This is a genomic window from Nocardiopsis sp. LDBS0036, assembly GCF_041228755.1.
In the GTDB taxonomy this organism is placed as follows: Bacteria; Actinomycetota; Actinomycetes; order Streptosporangiales; family Streptosporangiaceae; genus Nocardiopsis; species Nocardiopsis dassonvillei.
Genome location: NZ_CP141103.1, coordinates 99,190 through 118,548, shown reverse-complemented (window position 1 = coordinate 118,548; position 19,359 = coordinate 99,190). Strand labels below are relative to the sequence as shown.

17 protein-coding genes and 2 CRISPR repeat arrays are annotated in these 19,359 nt (G+C 71.5%); of the genes, 11 read left to right on the top strand and 6 right to left on the bottom strand.

Annotation, left to right across the window (positions count from 1 at the left end):
- The first annotated feature begins 468 nt into the window (after positions 1-468).
- Positions 469-2,163, top strand: a complete 1,695-nt coding sequence (gene uppS, locus UIS43_RS00360; protein WP_370012148.1) for a polyprenyl diphosphate synthase — start codon at positions 469-471, stop codon at positions 2,161-2,163.
- 244 nt (positions 2,164-2,407) lie between these two features.
- Here the strand turns inward: uppS and UIS43_RS00355 are convergent, their stop codons facing one another.
- From UIS43_RS00355 to UIS43_RS00345, 3 genes are all read right to left on the bottom strand, one after another.
- Entirely contained in the window at positions 2,408-2,677 is a 270-nt protein-coding gene (locus UIS43_RS00355; RefSeq protein WP_117198345.1) for a type II toxin-antitoxin system RelE/ParE family toxin, read from the bottom strand.
- Complete coding sequence (locus tag UIS43_RS00350; RefSeq protein WP_232832994.1) at positions 2,674-2,982, bottom strand: type II toxin-antitoxin system prevent-host-death family antitoxin; 309 nt, start codon at positions 2,980-2,982, stop codon at positions 2,674-2,676. Before UIS43_RS00350 ends, UIS43_RS00355 begins: the two co-directional genes overlap by 4 nt.
- Positions 2,983-3,072: 90 nt before the next feature.
- A CRISPR array of direct repeats spans positions 3,073-3,285; the repeat unit is 30 nt; unit sequence CGGGACCATCCCCGCGTGCGCGGGGAGCAC.
- Positions 3,286-3,566: 281 nt separating this feature from the next.
- On the bottom strand, positions 3,567-4,403 hold the full coding sequence (locus UIS43_RS00345) for an alpha/beta fold hydrolase (RefSeq protein WP_370012146.1): 837 nt from the start codon (positions 4,401-4,403) through the stop codon (positions 3,567-3,569).
- 121 nt (positions 4,404-4,524) lie between these two features.
- Here UIS43_RS00345 and UIS43_RS00340 point away from each other — a divergent pair, with 121 nt between their 5' ends.
- Complete coding sequence (locus UIS43_RS00340) at positions 4,525-5,121, top strand: TetR/AcrR family transcriptional regulator (RefSeq protein ID WP_117198349.1); 597 nt, start codon at positions 4,525-4,527, stop codon at positions 5,119-5,121.
- 13 nt (positions 5,122-5,134) lie between these two features.
- Positions 5,135-5,468: direct repeats of the CRISPR family, unit length 29 nt; unit sequence GGGACCATCCCCGCGTGCGCGGGGAGCAC.
- 100 nt (positions 5,469-5,568) lie between these two features.
- Here the strand turns inward: UIS43_RS00340 and UIS43_RS00335 are convergent.
- Complete coding sequence (locus UIS43_RS00335; RefSeq protein ID WP_370012144.1) at positions 5,569-6,213, bottom strand: TetR/AcrR family transcriptional regulator; 645 nt, start codon at positions 6,211-6,213, stop codon at positions 5,569-5,571.
- A 158-nt stretch (positions 6,214-6,371) separates the two neighbouring features.
- On the opposite strand from UIS43_RS00335, the gene UIS43_RS00330 reads away from it, so the two are divergent.
- Positions 6,372-6,737 carry a VOC family protein gene (locus UIS43_RS00330; RefSeq protein WP_117199512.1) on the top strand — a complete coding sequence of 122 codons (366 nt, stop codon included), beginning with the start codon at positions 6,372-6,374 and terminating at the stop codon, positions 6,735-6,737.
- 34 nt (positions 6,738-6,771) lie between these two features.
- Positions 6,772-7,665 carry an alpha/beta fold hydrolase gene (locus tag UIS43_RS00325; protein ID WP_370012142.1) on the top strand — a complete coding sequence of 298 codons (894 nt, stop codon included), beginning with the start codon at positions 6,772-6,774 and terminating at the stop codon, positions 7,663-7,665.
- Positions 7,666-7,880: 215 nt separating this feature from the next.
- On the opposite strand, the gene UIS43_RS00320 is transcribed toward UIS43_RS00325, so the two are convergent.
- Both UIS43_RS00320 and UIS43_RS00315 read right to left on the bottom strand, forming a co-directional pair.
- On the bottom strand, positions 7,881-8,363 hold the full coding sequence (locus tag UIS43_RS00320) for a hypothetical protein (protein WP_013152317.1): 483 nt from the start codon (positions 8,361-8,363) through the stop codon (positions 7,881-7,883).
- Positions 8,360-9,853: a helix-turn-helix domain-containing protein gene (locus UIS43_RS00315; RefSeq protein ID WP_013152316.1), complete on the bottom strand. Its 1,494-nt coding sequence runs from the start codon at positions 9,851-9,853 to the stop codon at positions 8,360-8,362. Before UIS43_RS00315 ends, UIS43_RS00320 begins: the two co-directional genes overlap by 4 nt.
- A gap of 458 nt (positions 9,854-10,311) precedes the next feature.
- On the opposite strand from UIS43_RS00315, the gene UIS43_RS00310 reads away from it, so the two are divergent.
- From UIS43_RS00310 to UIS43_RS00280, 7 genes are all read left to right on the top strand, one after another.
- Positions 10,312-11,457, top strand: coding sequence for a methyltransferase domain-containing protein (locus tag UIS43_RS00310; RefSeq protein ID WP_370012141.1), 1,146 nt, complete (start codon positions 10,312-10,314; stop codon positions 11,455-11,457).
- 162 nt (positions 11,458-11,619) lie between these two features.
- Positions 11,620-12,135 (top strand): ATP-binding protein, encoded by a 516-nt coding sequence (locus UIS43_RS00305; protein ID WP_117199399.1) that lies wholly within the window; start codon positions 11,620-11,622, stop codon positions 12,133-12,135.
- Between the two features lie 676 nt (positions 12,136-12,811).
- Positions 12,812-13,843, top strand: coding sequence for a 3-oxoacyl-ACP synthase III family protein (locus UIS43_RS00300; protein WP_370012140.1), 1,032 nt, complete (start codon positions 12,812-12,814; stop codon positions 13,841-13,843).
- Positions 13,840-14,676 (top strand): SDR family NAD(P)-dependent oxidoreductase, encoded by an 837-nt coding sequence (locus tag UIS43_RS00295; RefSeq protein WP_117198508.1) that lies wholly within the window; start codon positions 13,840-13,842, stop codon positions 14,674-14,676. Before UIS43_RS00300 ends, UIS43_RS00295 begins: the two co-directional genes overlap by 4 nt.
- The gene (locus UIS43_RS00290; protein WP_370012138.1) at positions 14,669-15,412 is read left to right on the top strand and encodes an AfsA-related hotdog domain-containing protein; all 744 of its coding nucleotides are present in this window, start codon (positions 14,669-14,671) and stop codon (positions 15,410-15,412) included. The genes UIS43_RS00295 and UIS43_RS00290 overlap by 8 nt, the downstream gene beginning before the upstream one ends.
- Before the next feature lie 9 nt (positions 15,413-15,421).
- A complete protein-coding gene (locus UIS43_RS00285) occupies positions 15,422-17,269 on the top strand; it encodes an acyl-CoA dehydrogenase (protein WP_370012137.1) in 1,848 nt (615 codons plus the stop codon).
- A 181-nt stretch (positions 17,270-17,450) separates the two neighbouring features.
- Positions 17,451-19,343 (top strand): alpha/beta fold hydrolase, encoded by a 1,893-nt coding sequence (locus UIS43_RS00280; RefSeq protein ID WP_370012135.1) that lies wholly within the window; start codon positions 17,451-17,453, stop codon positions 19,341-19,343.
- Positions 19,344-19,359: the final 16 nt, after the last annotated feature.

The following is a 19,359-nucleotide window of genomic DNA, read 5'->3' as shown; positions in this document are numbered from 1 at the left end:
GCGCCGGACCGGCGGTTCGGGGGATCCGCGACGGTCCGGCGAGACGCGGGAGCCCCCGCGCGACACCTCGTCGCGCGGGGGCTTTTCCCTTGCCCCGGACGGACTCAGGCGCCCACCGGGCAGAGTGGCCCGTCGGATGGTGGGCCGTCCCCGCACCCGGGAAACACCCTTTCCCTCCTGCCGCCGGGCTCACCGTGGTCGCAGGAGGTCGCGCCCCCTCCCCGGTGCCGTCGGGCACCGTCGGACCGAAGAGCTGGTCGTCGTCGCAGGCGGTCTTCCACACCGCTCCGGTGGCGTCGGTGATCGAGGCGGGCAGGTACTCGTCATCACGGAAACCACTATGCTACTCCTCGTGATTATTCAGATCCCCTCGGTGTTCGCGGGGGTGCGGGCTCAGGCGGACCCCTTCGCCGCACACGGTTCACGGAGGCGAGGGCTCCCTCCCCAGGCCACCGAGGAGGAACGGCGATGAGCGGTTACACGAGGACGGGTCCCCCGCTGATCGCGGAGCGGGGCGCCGACACCGGCCTGGCGCGTGCCTTCGAGGTCTGCCGCAGGATCCACACGGGTGCGGACCACGTCTCCCCCCGGGTGGTCGATCTGCTGCCCGCCCACAAGCGCCCCTACGCGCACGCACTGGCCGCCTTCGGGATATGGGCCGATCGGCTGGCCGACGAGGGGGAGGTCTCCGAGCGCGGTCCGGCCCTGGCCCGGTTCCGCGCCGAGATCCTGACCGCGCTGGCCGACGGACCCGGCGCGCCCGTTCGCCTGCCGCCGGTCCAGCGCGCCGTGGTCCACACGGTGCGGGCGTGGGACATGCCCGTGCCGGTGCTGGAGGAGCTTCTCACCACACTCGAACAGGACAGCCGCCGACCGCCCGACTTCCCCGGCTTCGCCGACCTGCGCCGCTACCTGCGCGGTATGAGCGGCACCGTCGCGGAGCTGTTCGGCACCGTGTTGGAGCCGGTCCGAGAGGACACCCCGGAGCTCATGTCGCTGCTGGGCGAGGTCTTCCAGTACATCGACATCCTCAACGACCTGCCCGAAGACCTCGGACAGGGCCGCTGCTACCTGCCCCGCCAGGACCTGGAGCGATTCGGCCTGGACGCGGACGGCCTGATCGGCGCGCTCGGCACGGACGCCTGTCGGGAACTGATCGCCCTGCAGGTGCGACGGGCGCGCGGGCTTCTGGATCGGGGTCAGGAGGTGGTCGATGCCGCGCACCCCTCCAGCCGCCCCTTCCTCGCCTCCATGCTGGTCGGGCTGCGGACGGGCCTGGACGAGTGCGAGTACCTCCCGGCGGTCCGGCCGGACGCTCCACCGCGGACAGCCGTTCCCGCCCGGTTGTCACAGACCCGGAGGACACCCGTCGAGGTCCTGCCGGTCGCCTCCGGGACGCGGCAACGGCGGTCGCCCACCCCCTCCTCCGAGCCCGGGGGCCCTCCCGCCGCGGTCCCCGAGCACGTGGCCGTGATCATGGACGGTAACCGGCGCTGGGCCGGGGCACTCGGGCTGGCCGCGGTGGAAGGGCACATGGCCGGGGAGGAGGCGATGTACCGTCTGGTGGACGCCGCCGGGGACCTGGGCATCAAGTACGTGACCACCTTCGCCTTCTCCACCGAGAACTGGTCGCGCTCTCCCGAAGAAGTGTCCTCCTTGTTCAAGGTGTTCGCCCGGCGCGTCACGGGGGTCACCGGGCGCCTGCACGCCCGGGGCGTCCGGATGCGCTGGTACGGCCGCCGCACCAGGATCGAGGCGGCGCTCCGCGAACGGCTGGAGTGGGCCGAGGAGCTGACGGCGGGCAACAGCGGGGTGACGCTCACGTTCTGCCTGGACTACGGAGGCCGCCAGGAGATGGTGGACGCGGTCAAACACGCGGCGGCCGAGGCGCTCTCGGGGCGGCTGGACCCGACGCGCATGGCGGAGTCCGACCTCGCCGGGTACCTCTACGATCCCACCCTGCCCGACGTGGACCTCCTGATCAGAACCGCTGGCGAGCAGCGCACCAGCAACTTCCTGCCCTGGCACACCGCCTACGCCGAACTCGTCTTCGAGGACGCCCTCTGGCCCGACTTCGACCGCCCCCACCTGGTGCGCGCCGTCAACACCTACGCGGAACGGCGCAGGAGCTTCGGCGGCACCCTGAGCGAGGAGAGCGCCTGACGCTGCACTCGGTGGGCCTGAGGGCCGCCCCGGACCATCCCCGCGTGCGCGGGGAGCACGTCGGCTTGGAGATCTCCACCCGGCCGAACATGGGACCATCCCCGCGTGCGCGGGGAGCACAGGCGAAGACGCAGGTGCGGGCCCGTCGGGTCGGGACCATCCCCGCGTGCGCGGGGAGCACGGTGGCGCGACGATTCTTGGGCAGGAGCTGGCGGGACCATCCCCGCGTGCGGGGGGAGAGGTGTCACAGGTCCCGGTAGACCTCACGGCGATGAGCGACACTCAGCACAAGGACCACCAACCGACCGTCGTAAATCGTGTACACGATCCGGTAGTCGCCTACCCGGATGCGCCAGGATTCGGTGTCTCCCTTGAGCGGGATACTCCCGGCCGGGCGTGGGTCCACTGCCAGTTCTCGGACCTTGCGCGCGATTCGAAGTCGGATCGGTTTGTCGAGCTTGCCGAGCTGCTTAAGCGCTGGGTCAGCAAATGAAACAGCGTAGGGCTCGTTCACCGGCCCAGCTCGTCTTCGGTCAGCCCGAGCTGGCGCATCGCTTCATCGAAGGGAACGACCGTCGATCGTCCCGCTTCGATGTCGGCCAAGCGCTCGGCGGCGATACGGGCGTCACGCTCGTCCAACAGCTCCTCGTAATGATCGACCATGTCGGCCGGAACGATCGCGGCAGCCCGTTGGTGACGACGTCCGCGAGTAACGAAGGTGACCTCGCCGCCGTAGACGGCGCGGTTGACGCGTTCGGAGAAGTGATCGCGAGCCTCGGTCACAGACAGTTCGTGCATATGGCTGGTGTCAGCGTTCATGTTCTCCATCATGCCCTAAAAAGACGCCAACCTGGCGTGGTTGGCGTGGTTCCTTGCCTTCCTGACGAGAGACGACAAAAGCTTGGATCCCAGAACCATCCCCGCGTGCGCGGGGAGCACTCGGTGTGGTGGGTGACGTAGTACAGGCCGGTGGGACCATCCCCGCGTGCGCGGGGAGCACGGTGGGGCATCGACTTCATGACCCGTGTCGACGGGACCATCCCCGCGTGCGCGGGGAGCACTTGGGTGGAAGGGCGCCAACGCCCTGTCACTCGGGACCATCCCCGCGTGCGCGGGGAGCACAGTCAACGACCTGGGAACTTACCAGCGACAAGCAGCCGAATTTCCAACTTCCCGAAAAACAGACACCAGCCACCAAAATCCCATAGGACGCGAAAACCCTTAAACGTCAACAGGTTACGCAGCCTGAAACGACCCGCGTCGCCGCGACACCCCAGAGCCACCTCGCCCACAGCAACATAACGCGGTTTATCAGTTCTGAGACAACCACGGTCCCAGGAGCGCCCCCGTTGACGCGTTCCCGGGACCGTGGGGCACGGCATGCCCCCTGACAGCCTCCGGCCCTACTTGGCCAGGAAGGCCAGCAGGACCTCGGTGACCTCCTCCGCATGGGTCCACAGCAGGCCGTGCGGCGCACCCTCGATCTCGACGTAGTCCGCCGAGGGCAGCAGCGCCGAGAACGCGCGGCCGGTGGCGTCGATCGGCAGGATGTTGTCCGCGGTGCCATGCAGGATCAGCGTGGGAACGTCGATCTTGGGGATGTCCGCGCGGAAGTCGGTGAACCAGGTCAACGGGGCCGCCGCCGAGGCCACCGCACCCGAGCCCGCCGCGACGTTCCAACTGTTGCGGACGGCCTCCTCGCTGATGCGGGTGCCCAGGTTCTCGTCCAGGTTGTAGAAGTCCTTGTAGAAGTCGGTGAAGTAGGCGTACCGGTCCGCCTTGACCGCCGCGACGACACCCTCGAAGAACTCCCGGGGCGCGGCCCCTGCGGGGTTGTCTTCGGTCTGGAGCAGGAACGGCTCAAGGGAGGCCAGGAAGGCCGCCTTGGCGACGCGGGCGGAGCCGTAGGTGCCCAGGTAGCGGCCGACCTCGCCGGTGCCCATGGAGAAGCCGACCAGGACGACGTCGGTGAGGTCGAGGGTCTCCAGGACCGTGTTGAGGTCGGCGGCGAAGGTGTCGTAGTCGTAGCCGGTGGAGGGCTGGGAGGACTGGCCGAAACCCCTGCGGTCGTAGGTGATGACCCGGTAACCGGCGTCCAGCAGGGCGGCGGTCTGCTTCTCCCAGGAGTGACCGTCGAGCGGGTAGCCGTGGATGAGGACGACGGGCTGACCACTGCCCTGGTCCTCGTAGTGCAGCTCGATCGGAGTGCTGTTCTCGGTTCCGACGGTGATACGGCCCATGGTGAACCCCCTCTTTCAATGAGAACGGTCGTTCTCATCCGAAGCCGTGTGCGAGAACGAGCGTTCTCACTTGCTCCACACCTTAGAGAACGATCGTTCTCGGCGCAAGTACACTGGTGGCATGGACAACGAGGAGTACCGACAGCAGATCGTCGCGGCGGCCGACCGGCTCTACTACACGCGGGGTTTCTCGTCCGTGGGCATGGACCAGCTCCGGGACGCCGCCGGGGTCTCACTGCGCCGCCTCTACCAGCTCTTCCCCTCCAAGGACGACATCGTCATGGCGGTGCTGCACAGGCGCAGGCGTATATGGGCCGAGGGGTTGGACGAGCACGTGAACGCGGCCGGGACGCCCCGGGAGAAGCTGCTGGCGGTCTACGCGTTCCTGTCCGACTGGTTCTGCGAGGAGGACTTCCGGGGGTGCGGGTTCATCAACGCCTTCGCCGAACTGGGGGCGGTCAACTCCGACGTCGCCGATATCGCCCGCGAGCACAAGCTGTCCTTCCAGCGCTACCTGGGCGAACTGGTGGAACGGATCGGCGTGGACTCCTCCCTGGCCGCGCAGCTCGCTCTGCTGGCGGAGGGCGCGCAGACCACCGCAGCGATCACCGGCCAGGCGGAAGCGGCCGACCGGGCGCGCGAGGCCGCCGAGGTACTGATCGACGCGGCCCTGGAGAAGGCGAACCGCGGTGCGGCTGAGAAGGCTTCACTCCCGTAAAGCGGTGTGAACTGCAACCATCCCCGCGTGCGCGGGGAGCACTAGGGGAGTGCGCCCTCCTCGCCAGTGGTGGAGGGACCATCCCCGCGTGCGCGGGGAGCACGAAATCAAGAGCCTCGCCGCCGCCCTCGTCGCGGGACCATCCCCGCGTGCGCGGGGAGCACGGTTGGGACGCCATCGCCTTCGGCCTGAACGAGGGACCATCCCCGCGTGCGCGGGGAGCACCTCAGATCCTCCTGCCACACCTTCTTGTAGGGGGGACCATCCCCGCGTGCTCGGGGAGCACCGCTACGTCATGGCAGCACGGACTCTGTACGGGGGACCATCCCCGCGTGCGCGGGGAGCACAGTCAACGACCTGCGAACTTACCAGCGGCAAGCAGCCATTTTTCCAACTTCTCGAAAAACAGACACCGAAGACACAGGTCCCAGAAGCCCCACAACTCCCCTAACGACCGCCGACCCCATAAGCGGCGAGGAACACCCGTACGCCCTCCTCCGCATGCTGGCACAGTTCCGCCTCCGTCGGAATGGCCCCGTCCCCCAGCAGCATCGCCCGGTTCACCGGCTCCGACATCACCAGCCAGTTGAAGTGGGACGCCGCCCGCGACGGATCCCCCACCGCCAGCAGCCCCCTCTCCCCCAGCCGGGCGAAGCTCTCCGCCAGCCCCTCGATCGCCCGCTGCGGCCCGCACTCGTACAGCACCCGCGCCAGCTCGGGGAACCGCGCGACCTCGCCGATCACCATCCGCCTCAACCGCATCAACCGCGGCGTGAGCACCACCGCAAGCTGCCGACGCGCATAGTCCCTGAGGTAGGCCTCCACGTCCTCGACCCGGTCGGGCTCGGGCGTCTCGTCGCGCACCGCGTCCCCCGCGCCCGAGGTCATGCTGGTGACGATCTCGACGAAGAGCCCCTCCTTGCTGCCGAAGTGCTTGTAGACCGTCTGCTTCGACACCCCCGACAGCGCGGCGATCTCGTCCATGTTGGTCCCGAGGTAACCGCCCCTCAGAAAGACCTCCTCGGCGGCGCCCAGGATGGCCCGGCGCTTGCGGGCCGAGCGGCTCAGCTCCTCCTCCGCTGGCGGGTTCACGCTGCTCAACACCTCGTCTTCGTCGTTCCAGGTTTCGCTTCGACCCTTTTGTCCTATGGGTACTGTACGGTCTAGTTTCACATCACACGCGGTACTGGACGGTCCAGTTTGAAGGCGGACCGAACGCGGTAGCGCGTCAGAGGGAACGGAAAAGCCCCATGTACGTCAAGTTCGCCGAACTCCCCGTCTTCGACCAGGAGCGGGCCAAGGCCTTCTACACCGACCGCCTCGGCTGCACCGTGGCGACCGACGCGCCCATGTCCGACGACGGGTGGCGGTGGATCGAGCTCGGCTTCCCCGGCTCGCGGACCCGCCTGCACTTCCAGCGCCGCGCGGACGAGAACCCGTCAGCCGAGCCGGTCATGGTCCTGGTGACGGAGGACGTCGAGGGCACGGTCGAGGCTCTGCGCGCCGCGGGCGTGGAGATCGTCACCGAACCGGGGGAGGCGATGTGGCAGCCGGGGGTCACGGCCGCCGAGTTCCGCGACAGCGAGGGCAACCGCATGGTGCTCAGCGACAGCTGACCGCCGGGCACGCAAGAGGCAGGGAGACGCAGACATGTCGCACCACTCGCGCCACGCACCGGGAGCGCACACGCTGAAGGTGCCGGGCGCCAGCATCCACTACGAGGTCCGCGGTTCGGGCCCCGTGCTGCTGATGATCCCCGGCGGCCCGCAGGACGCGGGCGTCTACACCGCCCTGGCCGAGCAGCTAGCCGACCGCTACACGACCGTGGCCTACGACCCCCGCGGCAACTCGCGCAGCACGCTGGACGGCGAGCCCGAGGACCAGCGCGTGGAGGTGCACAGCGACGACGCCGCCAGGCTGGTCGCCGAGGTGGGCGGGGGGCCGGCCTACGTGTTCGGCAACAGCGCGGGCGCCCAGATCGGGCTCGACATGGCCGTGCGCCACCCCGGGGCGGTGCGCGCGCTGCTCGCGCACGAGCCGCCCTGCGTCATGCTGCTCGACGACCCCTCCGAGGTGCTCGCCCGCGACCGGGAGGTCTACGACACCTACCGGCGCGAGGGCGTGGAGGCGGCGATCGGCAAGTTCATGGCGCTCAACGGCCTGGACGAGGAGGACGGGGAGGCGCGGGAGGAGGACGGGCCGGAGCCGGAGGGCGCCGCGACGGAGGGGCCGATGCACGAGGACCCCGAGACCTTCGAGCGGGTCAGCGGCAACTTCGGGTACTTCCTGGCCCACGGGCTGATGCCGCTGTCGCTGTACCGGCCCGACGTGGAGGCCTTGCGGGAGGGCGGGGTCCCGGTGACGGTGGGTCTGGGCGACGCCTCCGCCGGGAAGCCCATCCACGACATCGGGCTCGCGCTGGTGCGGCTCCTGGGCACGGAGCCGGTCGCCTTCCCGGGCGACCACACGGGCTTCGGAACCCATCCCCGCGCCTTCGCCGAAGCACTGCACGGCGCGCTGGACGGCACACCGGAGCGGCGCTGACCGACCGGGGCAGTGCCGACCGGCCGGAGCGGCGTTGGCCGGATGTGGTCAGGACCGTCCGGTCCCGACCACGCCCTCTCCCGACACCGGCCGGGGTTTCGGACGCACACGACCGAGCGGTCCGGCCTGTCCGCTCAGGCACGCGCCCCGGAACCGGCCCGTACCGCCCCGCCACGCGCCGCGCAAGGCGGGGCGGGCGGGGCGGGGCTCCCGGTTCAGTCCCGCCGGACTCCCTCCGGCCAGATGACCTCCACCGGCACGCCCCTCACCCGCGCCGCCTCGACCGCGTCGGCGGTCCCGCCCCTGCCGTCGGCGGGCTGGCCGTCCCAGACCGCGAACATCAGCTCCACCCAGTCCAGGACGGCCTCGTTGGCGTCCTCGTAGGCGGCGCGGCCCGCCCGCCGGTGCGGCATGTAGCGCACCAGTGAGGAGCGCACGAGCAGGTCGTCGAAGCGGTCGAGGTTGGCGGGTTTGACCTTGGCCTCGCGGTAGTCGGCCGAGGGCAGCACCACCTCCAGTCTGCCCCCGACGTCCAGCACGGCCTCGGCGAAGAGCTGGTCGGCGCCGCGCGCCAGGCAGGAGACGCCGACGAGCCTGTCGTCGGCGTGGGGGTCGAGTGCCGCCACCAGCGCTTTGCGCACCAAAGTGACGCTGTCGCCGGAAAGATTCGAATGACCGGTGATTCCGATACGAGTCACGTCATCCCTTTCACATTTCGCTGATGGTGCAGCAGCGTATGTGATAACTCATCGCGGACCGCGGCCACGTGCGGGTCGCGGTGGTGCGTGGCGGACTCGGTGTACCAGTCGCGCAGGCGTCTGCGGACCCTGCCCGAACCCAGGGAGGGTTCGAGGGCCGCGGCCTGGCGCACCACCCGGGCGGCCTCGGCGGGCTCGTCGAGCAGCAGGTAGGTGCGGCCCAGCCCGATGAGGTCGAAGGCGCGGCCGCGCTTGCCGGAGGGCGCGCGCAGCTGGAGCGCCTTGGTGATGTAGGCGGCGGAGGACTCGGCGTGCCTGCGGCGCGCGCCCGGGTCCTCCTGGAGCACCGCGAGGTCGCGGTAGCGGGCGCCGACCACCCCGGCCAGCTCGGCGTGGTCGAAGCCGCCCACCCAGTCGGGCACCTCCTCGCCGTTGGCGCCCTCCAGGAGGTCCTCGGCCTGGATGACGGTGCGGCGGTAGGCCTCCGACCTGCCCATCCGCGCGTAGGACCAGCCCTCGCGCGTGCGCAGCATCGCCCGGACGAGCGCGGGCGCGCCGGTGGAGTCCGCGCTGTCGAGCGCGAGGCGGGAGATGTCCAGGGCGTCCTCGGGCCGGTGCAGGTCGAGCATCTGCCGGGCCATGTCGGCCAGGACCCCGACGCCGTAGGGGCGGTGCTCGGGTCCGGCCTGGTGGAGCGCGCGCAGGGAGAGGGTGTAGTACCGCTGCGCGGTGGGGTGGTCGCCGGCGTCGAAGGACATCGAGGCGACGGTCTTGGACAGTTCGGCCATCACCGCGAACAGCCGGTTCTGCACGGAGGCGGGCTGGGGGGTCTCCACGAGTTCGGACACCTCCGAGAGCTGTCCGACGACGGCCTTGCGGCGCACGCCCAGGCGCCACCGGTCGTTCCAGTGCCGCAGCGCCACGGTGGCGGCCTCGATGCGCCCCAGTTCGGCCTCTCCGATGGTGCCGCGGACCAGGCCGGGGGCGGCCGGGCCGGGCAGCAGCCAGTGTTCCAGCGTCTCCGTCAGCGCGGCGCCCATCAGGAGCGCGCCGCCGACCGCGAATGCGTCTCTGCGTTTCATCAGGTCCTTCAGCGTGATGTCGACGATGTCCTGCGCCGTTCTGGACGCGGACCATAAATCGCCTTCTTGCAGAGAGGATTCTGTCCAGGAAACGCCCTTCGAATACTCGTCACCCGAATCAGCGAGGCCCAGGGTCCGGCGGGCCTCGGAAGGCATGGCCAGGCCGTCGGCGATGCGCTGCCACGTGCTGAGCGCGGTGACCAGGCGCCTTCCCGCCATGATCGCACTCACGTGTGGCTGGGCCATGTCGACGGCGGAGCCGATCGTCTGCTGGCTGGCGCCGGTGTGCTGTCGGACGAGCCCGAACAGGGCTCCGGCGTCGTGCTCGGCCAGCGACCGCAGGACGTCGGCACGGGCCCAGAAAGCCCGTGACGGGGAAAGACGTGGACCGACCTGGGATTTCGTCATGCATACCGCCGGTGTATATCGGCACGGAATTCCGTCCTCGTGGACGAACGGCGTTACATCTTCCGTAGTAATCCTTACCCGGAAACTCCCGTCCCCGTAATGGACGCAAGACCCTGGTTCGTCCATGCCGGGGACCCCCCCCCGAGGAGAAGAGCGGTGACCTCCACCCCACAGGCAGGGCACGGCGGCGGCGCGGGCCACGGGTCCGGAGCCGGTGTCGGTGCTGTTCACACGAGTGACGCGCCCGTCCGTCGGCGCGGAAGGCACGACCTGAGCGGGCGCCCCGGACACATCGGACGCGTCGAGCCTCCCGGGCACGCCGGGCGTGCTCCGTCCGCCGGACACTCCGGACCTGACGGCTACAGCGAGCGCATCGAGTACGGCGGACACGTCGGGCACGCCCGGCGTGCCCGGGGCGTCAGCGCACAGTGCGTCAGACGGTGCGGGAGGTGCGGCAGATGATCCCCCCGCACGAGAGGATGGTCGAACGCCTCGTCGAGGAGGGCGCTCTGGCCGCGGAGTGGCGCGGGGCCTTCGCGGCGGTGCCGCGGCACCTGTTCCTGCCCGACGAGATCGCCGACCCCGACACGGGCGTGCCCGTGGACCGCTACCGCGGCGAACTGCGGTGGCTGGAGGCGGCCTACGCCGACGTTCCCGTCGTCACCCAGGTCGACGACGGCGCCCGCTACGGCCCCGGCGAGCCCACGTCCTCGTCCCCGGCGCCGTCCTCGGTGGCGGAGACGGTGCAGCGGCTGCGGCTGGCGCCGGGCATGCGGGTGCTGGAGGTGGGCACCGGCAGCGGGTACACCGCCGCCCTGCTCGCGCGGTTCCTGGGCGACGACGCCGTCACCTCGGTGGAGATCGACTTCGAACTGGCCGAACAGGCGCGGGTGCGGCTGATGAGCGCGGGGCTCACACCTCTGGTGGTCAGCGGGGACGGCATGCGCGGCTGGGCCGGGCGCGCGCCCTACGACCGGGTGGTCAGCGCGGTGACCGTGCAGCGTGTCCCCTACGCCTGGGTGGCGCAGTGCCAGCCCGGCGGACGCGTCCTGACGCCGTGGGGCACCGCCTTCCACCACGGGGTGACGGCCGATCTCGTGGTCGGCCCGCACGGGACCGCGCGCGGCAGGTTCGCCGGGCACACCGACCGCATGTGGGCGCGCGCGGACCGCACCCCGCGCCACCTGCTGGAGACCTACGTCCGGCCGGACGACGACGAGCACACCACGACGTTCTCCCGGCTCCATCCGGGAGAGGTGGTCGGCGACTCCGACGGGGCCTTCGCGGTGGGGTTGCAGATGCCGGACGTGCACAGGATCGTCCGGCTCGGGGGCGGTCCCGAGGATCCGCGGTTCACGGTGTACCTGCTGGACTCCTCGACCTGGTCGTGGGCCTCATGGCACATCGACCCCGGGCACCGGGACCAGGGCTACGAGGTGCGCCAGCACGGCCCCCGCAGGCTGTTCGACGAGTTGGAGGCGGCCCACCTGCTGTGGGTGGAGGCGGGGCGTCCCTCCCACACCCGGTTCGGGCTGACGGTGTCGGCCGAACACCAGCTGGTGTGGCTGGACGACGAGGCCACGGTCTTCGCCGCCATGAGGTGACGGGGCGGGCGGAGCGCCGGGGCCGCGTGCTCCCGGGGCCTCGGAGGACGCCGAGGCATGAAGGCACACAGACACGAGAGAACACCAGGACCCGACGGACCGTGGAGGCCGTTCCCGTGGGAACCGCCCGTGCCGCCGTCGCACGAACCGAGGAGAAGACAGATGACCGTCCTGCCACGCCCACGGCGACCGCTCGACCTGGACAGACGCTGGAAGCGCCGCAGCTACCCCGCCAACCTGGCGGCCATCCGAAGAGCCCGGGCCGACCTGCGCGCCGACCTGTCGCGGATCTCGGGCGCCGACGAGGAACTGGTCGCGGCCGTGGTGCTGTGCGCCAGCGAGATGTTGACCAGCGCCATGGGGCGGGTCCTGCCCGGCGGAAGCGGGGCGGAGGTGGTGCGCACGCTCGTGCTGCGCCATGACCCCGGTGGTCGCCGCGTCCTGCGGCTGTCGGTGGCGGACCGGTGGATTCCGGGCGCCCTGGCGAGCGTGCCGGGTCCGGAGGCGGACCAGGACTGGCGGGAGCTCGCGCTGGGGCAGGGGCTGCTGCTCATCGGCCACTTCTCCGCCCGCTGGGGAACCCGTCGGGCCGGTGCGCCGGGCGAGGACGGGGGCCGCGTGATCTGGGCCGAGTTCGACCTCGCGCCGCGGTGGAGCCCGCGCCGGGTGGCGGCGTAGGGGCGCGGGCCCCGGGTTGGAGCTGGGCCCGGGGCCGCGGTCTCCGAGCCGTCCAGCGGTGGTTCCTCCTCCCCGCCCGTTCCCCGCGCCGCCGCAGGCGACCCCCGCACCGGTCCTCCTCCCCTGCGGCGTAGGTTCCCCCGCCCAGTCGTGGAGTGCTCCTCCGCCATGGGGCCCGGCACGTGAGCGGGGCCGGGCGGCGTAGTCCCGTCCAGTCGCGCCCGGCACCCGCGAAGCGCCGGCGGCAGACCGTTCCCATGTCATCTCGCACACATATCCACCAGCTACGCACCTACCGTGTCCGGGCGTTTCATCCGAAGACGGAACTCCCCCGGAGGAAATATTCTCACCGCGGCCCGGAATCATATCCGACCCTTTCCCGCACAGGAACAGGCCAGGGCGCGCAACCCCCGAATACCCAGAACAGACCGGGGCCCGCCGAACCCTCACACACTCACCGGAACAACGAAGGACCACCCTCGAAAACCCTCCCGCGCGCCCGGAGTCCGCACGGTCACCACAGCCCGCCTGACCTCACGACTCCTGGATTCACAGCACCCCAGAGGAAGCATCCTCCTTCTTCGCTTACCAGAAGAAAAGGAGTTTTGCCGCGACATCCGACGGGAACGATGCTTTTCGCTTTCCCCTTTGCCTCGCCCAGCGCCCTGGAGCCCCCTTGCCCGTTCGAATATCAGGAGTAGGCGAATACCTGCCCGCAGAAGAGGTTTCCAACGAGCGGATCTCAGAACACGCGGGGGTCTCCGCGGAATGGATAAACCAGCGCACGGGGGTGCTGGCGCGCAGGCGCGCGGCCCCGGACGAGGCGACCTCGGACCTGGCCGCGCGGGCCTGCGAGCGTGCGCTGACCTCCGCCGGACTGCGTCCGGACCAGGTCGGGCTGATCGTCAGCGCCACGTCCCTGCCCGACGAGTTGGGCCCCTCGGTGGCCTGTCGGATCCAGAGCCGCATCGGCGCCCGCGACGCGGCCGCCATGGACGTGGGAGCCGCGTGCAGCGGATTCCTGTACGCGCTCGAGGTCGCGCGGTGCTGGCTGCACGCCAGGCCGGACGCCCCGCCCGCCCTGGTGGTCGGAGCCGAGGTGTACTCGCGCTTCGTCGACCCCGCCGACCGGGCCACGGCCTCCCTCTTCGCGGACGGGGCCGGAGCCGTGGTGCTGACCTCGGGGGACGGCGGGGAGGGGCTGTCCCCCCTCCGGTTGGGAGCGGACGGGCGGGGGGCCGACCTGGTCGGGGTCTTCTCCGGGGGCACCCGGCGCCCGGCCTCCCCGGAAACCGTCGCCTCCGGCGGCCACACCATCCGCATGAACGGCAGGGCCATCAGCGAGTTCACCCTCCGTGTGCTGCCGCGCATGGTCCAGGAGTGCCTGGAGGAGCACGCCCTCGCCCTGGATGACATCGACCTGGTGGTATCGCACCAGCCGAACCCGCTGCTGCTGGCCAGGGCCTGCGCGCAGGCGGGAGTGCCCCCCGAACGGGTCCTCATCACCGGTGACCTCGTGGGCAACATCGGCGCCGGGTCGGTGCCGTTCGGCCTTGCCCGGGCCGAGGCCACCGGGCGCCTGCGCGAGGGGGACCGCGTCCTGCTCATGGCCTTCGGCGCCGGCATGACCTGGGGCTGCGGCCTGCTGACCTGGACCGGGACCGAACGCGGCCGCACCCGCGACGAAGACGGAGGGGATCGCGCATGAGCGTCACGCAGGGGTTCCGCCTCGACGGTGCCAGGGCACTGGTCACCGGCGCCTCCCAGGGCATCGGCCGGGCCACCGCCCTCGCGCTGGCCGAGGCGGGGGCGCACGTAGGGCTGTGCGCGCGCAACGGGCCGGCCCTGGAGGAGGTGGCACGGGAGATCTCCGACCTCGGGCGCGAGGCCGTGGTCGTGCCCGGGGACCTGAGGGAGCCGTCGACGGCCGCCGACGCCGTGGACGCGACCGCCGCGGCCCTGGGCGGGCTGGACCTGCTCGTGCACAACGCGGGCGGCCCCCACACCGACCCCGACGGGAGCATGGTCCTGCGCCCCGTCACCGAGACCTCGGACGAGGAGTGGCGGGGGGTCGTGGACCTCAACCTGCTGGCCGCGGTGCGACTGTGCCGCGCGGCCCACCCCCACCTGCGGCGCTCCGAACGCGCCTGCGTCCTGCTCATGTCCTCCGCGGCGGCGCTCGTCGCCGTTCCGGGCATGGAGTCCTACGGGGCGGTCAAGAGCGCCCTGCTCTCCTACACGCGCTCCCTGGCCGTGGCGTGGTCCGGGGACGGGGTACGCGTCAACGCGCTGTGCCCCGGCTGGGTGCGCACCCAGCTCACCAGGCCCGTCCACGGGACCGAGGCCATGGCCGGGGCCGCCCTCACCAACGTGCCGATGCGCCGGTGGGGAGGGGTCGAGGACGTCACCGGTCCCGCCGTGTTCCTCTGCTCCCCGGCCGCGGCCTTCGTCACCGGCCAGTACCTGGCGGTGGACGGGGGCCTGTCGGCCTTCCCCGCCATGCCCCAGCCCGCGCCCCCTCAGGAGGCCCCGCATGGATGAACGGTTCTGGGTCGTCGGCGACGGGTTCCCCACGCCCCGGCTCCACCCCGAGATCAGAACCTACCGGGAGGTCCTCCACGCGCTCCGTACCGGCGAGCTGCGCGAGGGGTACCTGCTCCCCGCCCTCGGCGTCGGCCCCCGGGACTGGGAGTACCTGGACCAGGCCGTCGCGGAGGCGGGGCGGTCGCGGACCGTGTTCCTCGACGCACCTCCTCCCGCGCCGCTCCCGCGCGCCGAGGTGCTCAAGACCATCCAGGAGAACGTGGTCATCGCACGGCCGCGGGTGAGCGGCCACACGGTCGGGTGCGACCTGGTGGTCGCCGACGGCAACGAGATCATGCACGACCACACCGCCGAGCGGCAGCACCTGCCGGGCATGCTGCTCATCGAGGCGGGTATCCAGGCCACGACCTGGGCCACCCGGGCACTGTACCCGTCCGGGGAGGGACGGCTCCCCCCGTACCCGGTCATGCACGAGTGCGCGTTCGGCTTCGAGCGGTTCCTGTTCTGGCTGCCGGTCGAGGTCCGCGTCACCCTCGTCCCCCAGGGACCGGCCTCCGGCGACAGACGACCGCTGCGCGCGGAGGTCTCCTACCTGCAACAGGGGCGTGTCGCCGCCACGGGACGCTTCTCCTTCCACGCCTTCGACCCTCCCGTCATCCACCGCATAGAACAGAGCCAGTCACGGAGGGTGATCGAAAGCGCCCGCGACGAGAGCCGGACCGCGTCCGGCTGAGGAGGGCAGATGCCACCGACGACCACCGGGGAGCGCGACCGGCTCCGCGCGCTCCTGCACGGCGCGCCCCGCGGCGGGGCGGAGATCGCCGCCCTGTTCGACCACCCGGTCTTCGCGCCGGCCGGCTTCTCCTCCGCGGAGGAGTTCCACCACCTCACCTACGAACGCCTGCGCGTCCTCAACGGGCGCGTCGGAGGGGGCAGGCAGGCCCTGCGCTCGCCCGAACGACTCCTCGACGTGCTCGGGCACGCCGCGGTGGTCGACCCTTCCCTCTTCCTCCGCGCGATGGTGCACTACGAGGTGTGCCTCAACGCCGCCCTCACCCTCGGCGACGACAACCCCGGTCTGCGCGAGGCCGTGGACCGGCTCGACGACCTCTCCTCGGTCGGCAGCGTCCTGATCACCGAGGTCGGGCGCGGCGGCAGCCACGTCTCCGTACGCACCCGGGCCGAGTACGACCCGAGCCTGCCCGGCTTCAGGATCACGACCCCCGAACCGGAGGACGCCAAGTTCATGGGCACGGTCGGGACCCCCGGGATCGCGCAGACGGGCCTGGTGTACGCGCAGCTGTGCACCGGCGGCGGCCAGCACGGGGTCTTCCCCTTCCTGGTCGACATCAGCGACGAGCACGGACCCCGCCCCGGCGTACGGGTGACCCGCCTGCCCCACAGCGGTGTCTCCCCGCTGGACCACTGCCTGGTCTCCTTCCGGGACGCGCCCGTACCATTCGGCCGCTGGCTGCGGGACAGCGCCGGGATCTCCCGGCAGGGGCTCTTCGAGGAACCGCCCTCCCACCGGGGCGGACGGCTCACGCGTTCGCTGGCGGTCTCCTCCGCGGCCTCGGCGGCCGGCGCCACGGCCCTGGCGGCGGTGACCCGGGCGACCGCCGGCATCTCCTACCGGTACTCGCGGCACCGGGTCACGGTGAGCGCGCACGCCGGGGAGGTGCCCGTCATCGGCTACGGGATCCAGCAGGAGTCCGTGTACGGGGCGCTCGCCGCCGCCTACGCCACCACCTTCCTGGTCCGCGGCGCACGCGCACGCGGCGGTCCGCCCCGGGTCGGACCGGAGGGCGGCGGACGAGACGGCGGCGCGGCGGCCTGGACCCCCTGGGCCTCGGTGAGCCGGGAGCTGTCCCTGGCCAAGACCGCGGCCACCGAGGCGGCGGAGAGGGCCTGCGCCGAGTCCCGGCGGCGCTGCGGCGCCCAGGGCGCCCTGGACGCCAACAGGATCTCCTCCTACGAGGCCCTCACCCACGTCTACAACAGCGCGGGCGGGGAGAACCGGCTCATCCTCCTGGACGTGGGGCGCGCACTGGTGCTGGAGGAGGACGGGGAGCGGCCCCGCCCGGAGCCTCCGCCGGGCCGCTCTCCGGGAGACCCGCGGATGTGGTCGTACCTGTTCGCCGAGGACGAGCGGCGCCTGCTCGCGCACGCCCGCTCCGTCCTCGGCGGCTCCGCCGGGGCGGCCGCGCCCCCGCGACAGTGGGACAGGCACCTGTGGCTGCTGCTCGCGCTCGCCTCCGCGCACTCGCGGCGGGTGGCCTTCGAGTCCTTCGAGGAGGCCGCGGCCCCGCTCGCCGGGTCACCCGCCGGGGAACTCCTCTCGCCCCTGTTCGGGCTGTGGGCGCTCGACGCCATCGGCGACAGGGCGGCTGAGCACCTGGCCCACGGCAGCCTCACCCGCGAGGAGTACCTGGTCATGCTCGACCTGCGCCGGTCCCTGCTCGGCGAGGTCGACGCGGAGGCTCTCGTGGACGTACTCGACCTGCCGTTCGAACAGATCGGGGCGCCGATCGCGTTTCCCGACTACTCCCGTCGGCTGGGCGCGGACGGCCTCGCGGACGGCCGCACGTGACGGCCGCCTCGCTCGGAGCCGCGCGCCCTCCGCCCCCGCCTCCGGTGAACGCCGGGCGTCCTCCCCCGATCCGCAATGGTGTCTCCCGTCACACGTACGGATCCTTGAGTGTGCCGCGTCGGCATGGTTTCTCCTGGTTCCCAGCTCGCCTGTCTGACCGAGCACGAACGAGAGGAACGACATGGCACTGCCCGACCTGATCCCGGTCGAGGACTTCTTCAGCCCGCCGGAGCGCGCTGACGCGACGATCTCGCCGGACGGAACCCGCATCGCCTACCTGGCGCCGTGGAAGGACCGGCTCAACGTCTGGGTCCAGGACCTCACCCCGTCCGGGGGCTTCGACGGCGACCCGCGCTGCGTGACCGCGGACGAGACCCGCAGCGTGCAGAGCTACCAGTGGACCGACGACCCGCGCTGGCTGCTCTACCTCCAGGACAGCGGCGGCGACGAGAACTGGCACCTGTTCCGGGTCGACCTGGAGGCCCCCGAGCCCACCGCGGTGGACCTGACCCCCTTCCCCGGAGCCCGGGTCGTCAGCTTCGAGCCCTCCCGGGGACGCCCGGGGAGGATGACCGTGTCGCTCAACGCCCGCGACGCCGCCGAGTTCGACCTGCACGAACTCGACGTGGCCACCGGCGAGCTCACCATGCTCGCCCAGAGCCCCGGCGCCGCGAGGATCTGGACGCGGGGCAGGGAGGGGGAGCTGCTCTCCACGACTCTCAACGAGAACAGCGACTTCGAGATCTCCCGTCACGACTCCGCGACGGACACCACGAGCAGCGTCCTGGTGTACGAGGGCGCCGACTACCCGCTGGGCGTCTTCCCGGCGCAGGTCACCCCGGACGGGACCGGGATGTGGGTCGGCTCCAGCCGGGGCACCGACCGCACCCGCCTGGTGAGAGCCGACCTGTCCACGGGTGAGGAGACCGAGGTCGACGGCCACCCGGACTTCGACATCGACACGCGCGCACAGGTCTCCACCCTTCCCCCGCCGCTGATCCTCGACCACCGGGGTGAGCTGCTGGGGGTTCGCTACCTGGGCGAGCGACAGGTCGTCCACGCCCTGGACCCGCACTTCGCCGAGGTGCTGGCGAACCTGGAGAAGCTGTCCGAGGGGGATGTCGCGGGCCTGTCGTCCGACGCCGACGGGCGGCGGTGGATCGTGAGTTTCACCCACGACCGCGACCCGGGCGCGACCTGGTTCTACGACCACTCCACCGGGGAGTCCCGGCTGCTGTTCCGCCCCCACCCGCACCTGGACCCCGACGCGTTGGCGCCGATGACGGCCGTCACGGTCCCCGCCCGGGACGGGCTGGAACTGCCCTCGTACCTGACCCTGCCGGTGGGTGTCGAACCCGAGAACCTGCCGATGGTGCTGATGGTGCACGGAGGCCCGTGGGCGCGGGACGCCTGGGGTTTCGACCCGACCGTGCAGCTGTTGGCCAACCGGGGCTACGCGGTGCTCCAGGTCAACTTCCGCGGCTCCGTCGGGTTCGGCAAGGCCCACATGAAGGCCGCCATCGGCGAGTTCGCCGGGAAGATGCACGACGACCTCATCGACGCCGTGGACTGGGCCGTCGCGCAGGGCTACGCCGACCCCGACCGGGTGGCGATCTTCGGCGGCTCCTACGGCGGCTACGCCGCGCTCGTGGGGGTCGCCTTCACCCCCGACCGCTTCGCCGCCGCCGTCGACTACGTCGGCATCTCCGACCTGGCCAACTTCATGCGCAACCAACCGGCGTTCGTCCGGCCCGCGCTGGCCAACAACTGGTACCGCTACGTCGGAGACCCGGCCGTCCCCGAGCAGGAGGCCGACATGCTGGCGCGCTCACCGATCAGCAGGGTGGACCGGATCACCGCGCCGCTGATGGTGGCGCAGGGCGCCAACGACGCCCGGGTCGTCAAGGCCGAGTCCGACAACATCGTCGCCGCGCTGCGCGAGCGCGGCGTGGACGTGGAGTACCTGCTCAAGGAGGACGAGGGACACGGGTTCGTCAACCCGGAGAACCAGCTCGACCTCCACCGCACGGCCGAGCGCTTCCTCGCCCGCCACCTCGGCGGACGCAGGGGCTGAGCCCGGCTGGGCCCCG

Bases quoted from the DNA above. Each gene is read 5' to 3' on its own strand.
- uppS (WP_370012148.1), top strand. From the start codon at position 469: ATGAGCGGTTACACGAGGACGGGTCCCCCGCTGATCGCGGAGCGGGGC.
- UIS43_RS00350 (WP_232832994.1), bottom strand. From the start codon at position 2,982: ATGAACGCTGACACCAGCCATATGCACGAACTGTCTGTGACCGAGGCT.
- UIS43_RS00345 (WP_370012146.1), bottom strand. From the start codon at position 4,403: ATGGGCCGTATCACCGTCGGAACCGAGAACAGCACTCCGATCGAGCTG.
- UIS43_RS00340 (WP_117198349.1), top strand. From the start codon at position 4,525: ATGGACAACGAGGAGTACCGACAGCAGATCGTCGCGGCGGCCGACCGG.
- UIS43_RS00330 (WP_117199512.1), top strand. From the start codon at position 6,372: ATGTACGTCAAGTTCGCCGAACTCCCCGTCTTCGACCAGGAGCGGGCC.
- UIS43_RS00325 (WP_370012142.1), top strand. From the start codon at position 6,772: ATGTCGCACCACTCGCGCCACGCACCGGGAGCGCACACGCTGAAGGTG.
- UIS43_RS00315 (WP_013152316.1), bottom strand. From the start codon at position 9,853: ATGACGAAATCCCAGGTCGGTCCACGTCTTTCCCCGTCACGGGCTTTC.
- UIS43_RS00310 (WP_370012141.1), top strand. From the start codon at position 10,312: ATGATCCCCCCGCACGAGAGGATGGTCGAACGCCTCGTCGAGGAGGGC.
- UIS43_RS00305 (WP_117199399.1), top strand. From the start codon at position 11,620: ATGACCGTCCTGCCACGCCCACGGCGACCGCTCGACCTGGACAGACGC.
- UIS43_RS00295 (WP_117198508.1), top strand. From the start codon at position 13,840: ATGAGCGTCACGCAGGGGTTCCGCCTCGACGGTGCCAGGGCACTGGTC.
- UIS43_RS00290 (WP_370012138.1), top strand. From the start codon at position 14,669: ATGGATGAACGGTTCTGGGTCGTCGGCGACGGGTTCCCCACGCCCCGG.
- UIS43_RS00285 (WP_370012137.1), top strand. From the start codon at position 15,422: ATGCCACCGACGACCACCGGGGAGCGCGACCGGCTCCGCGCGCTCCTG.
- UIS43_RS00280 (WP_370012135.1), top strand. From the start codon at position 17,451: ATGGCACTGCCCGACCTGATCCCGGTCGAGGACTTCTTCAGCCCGCCG.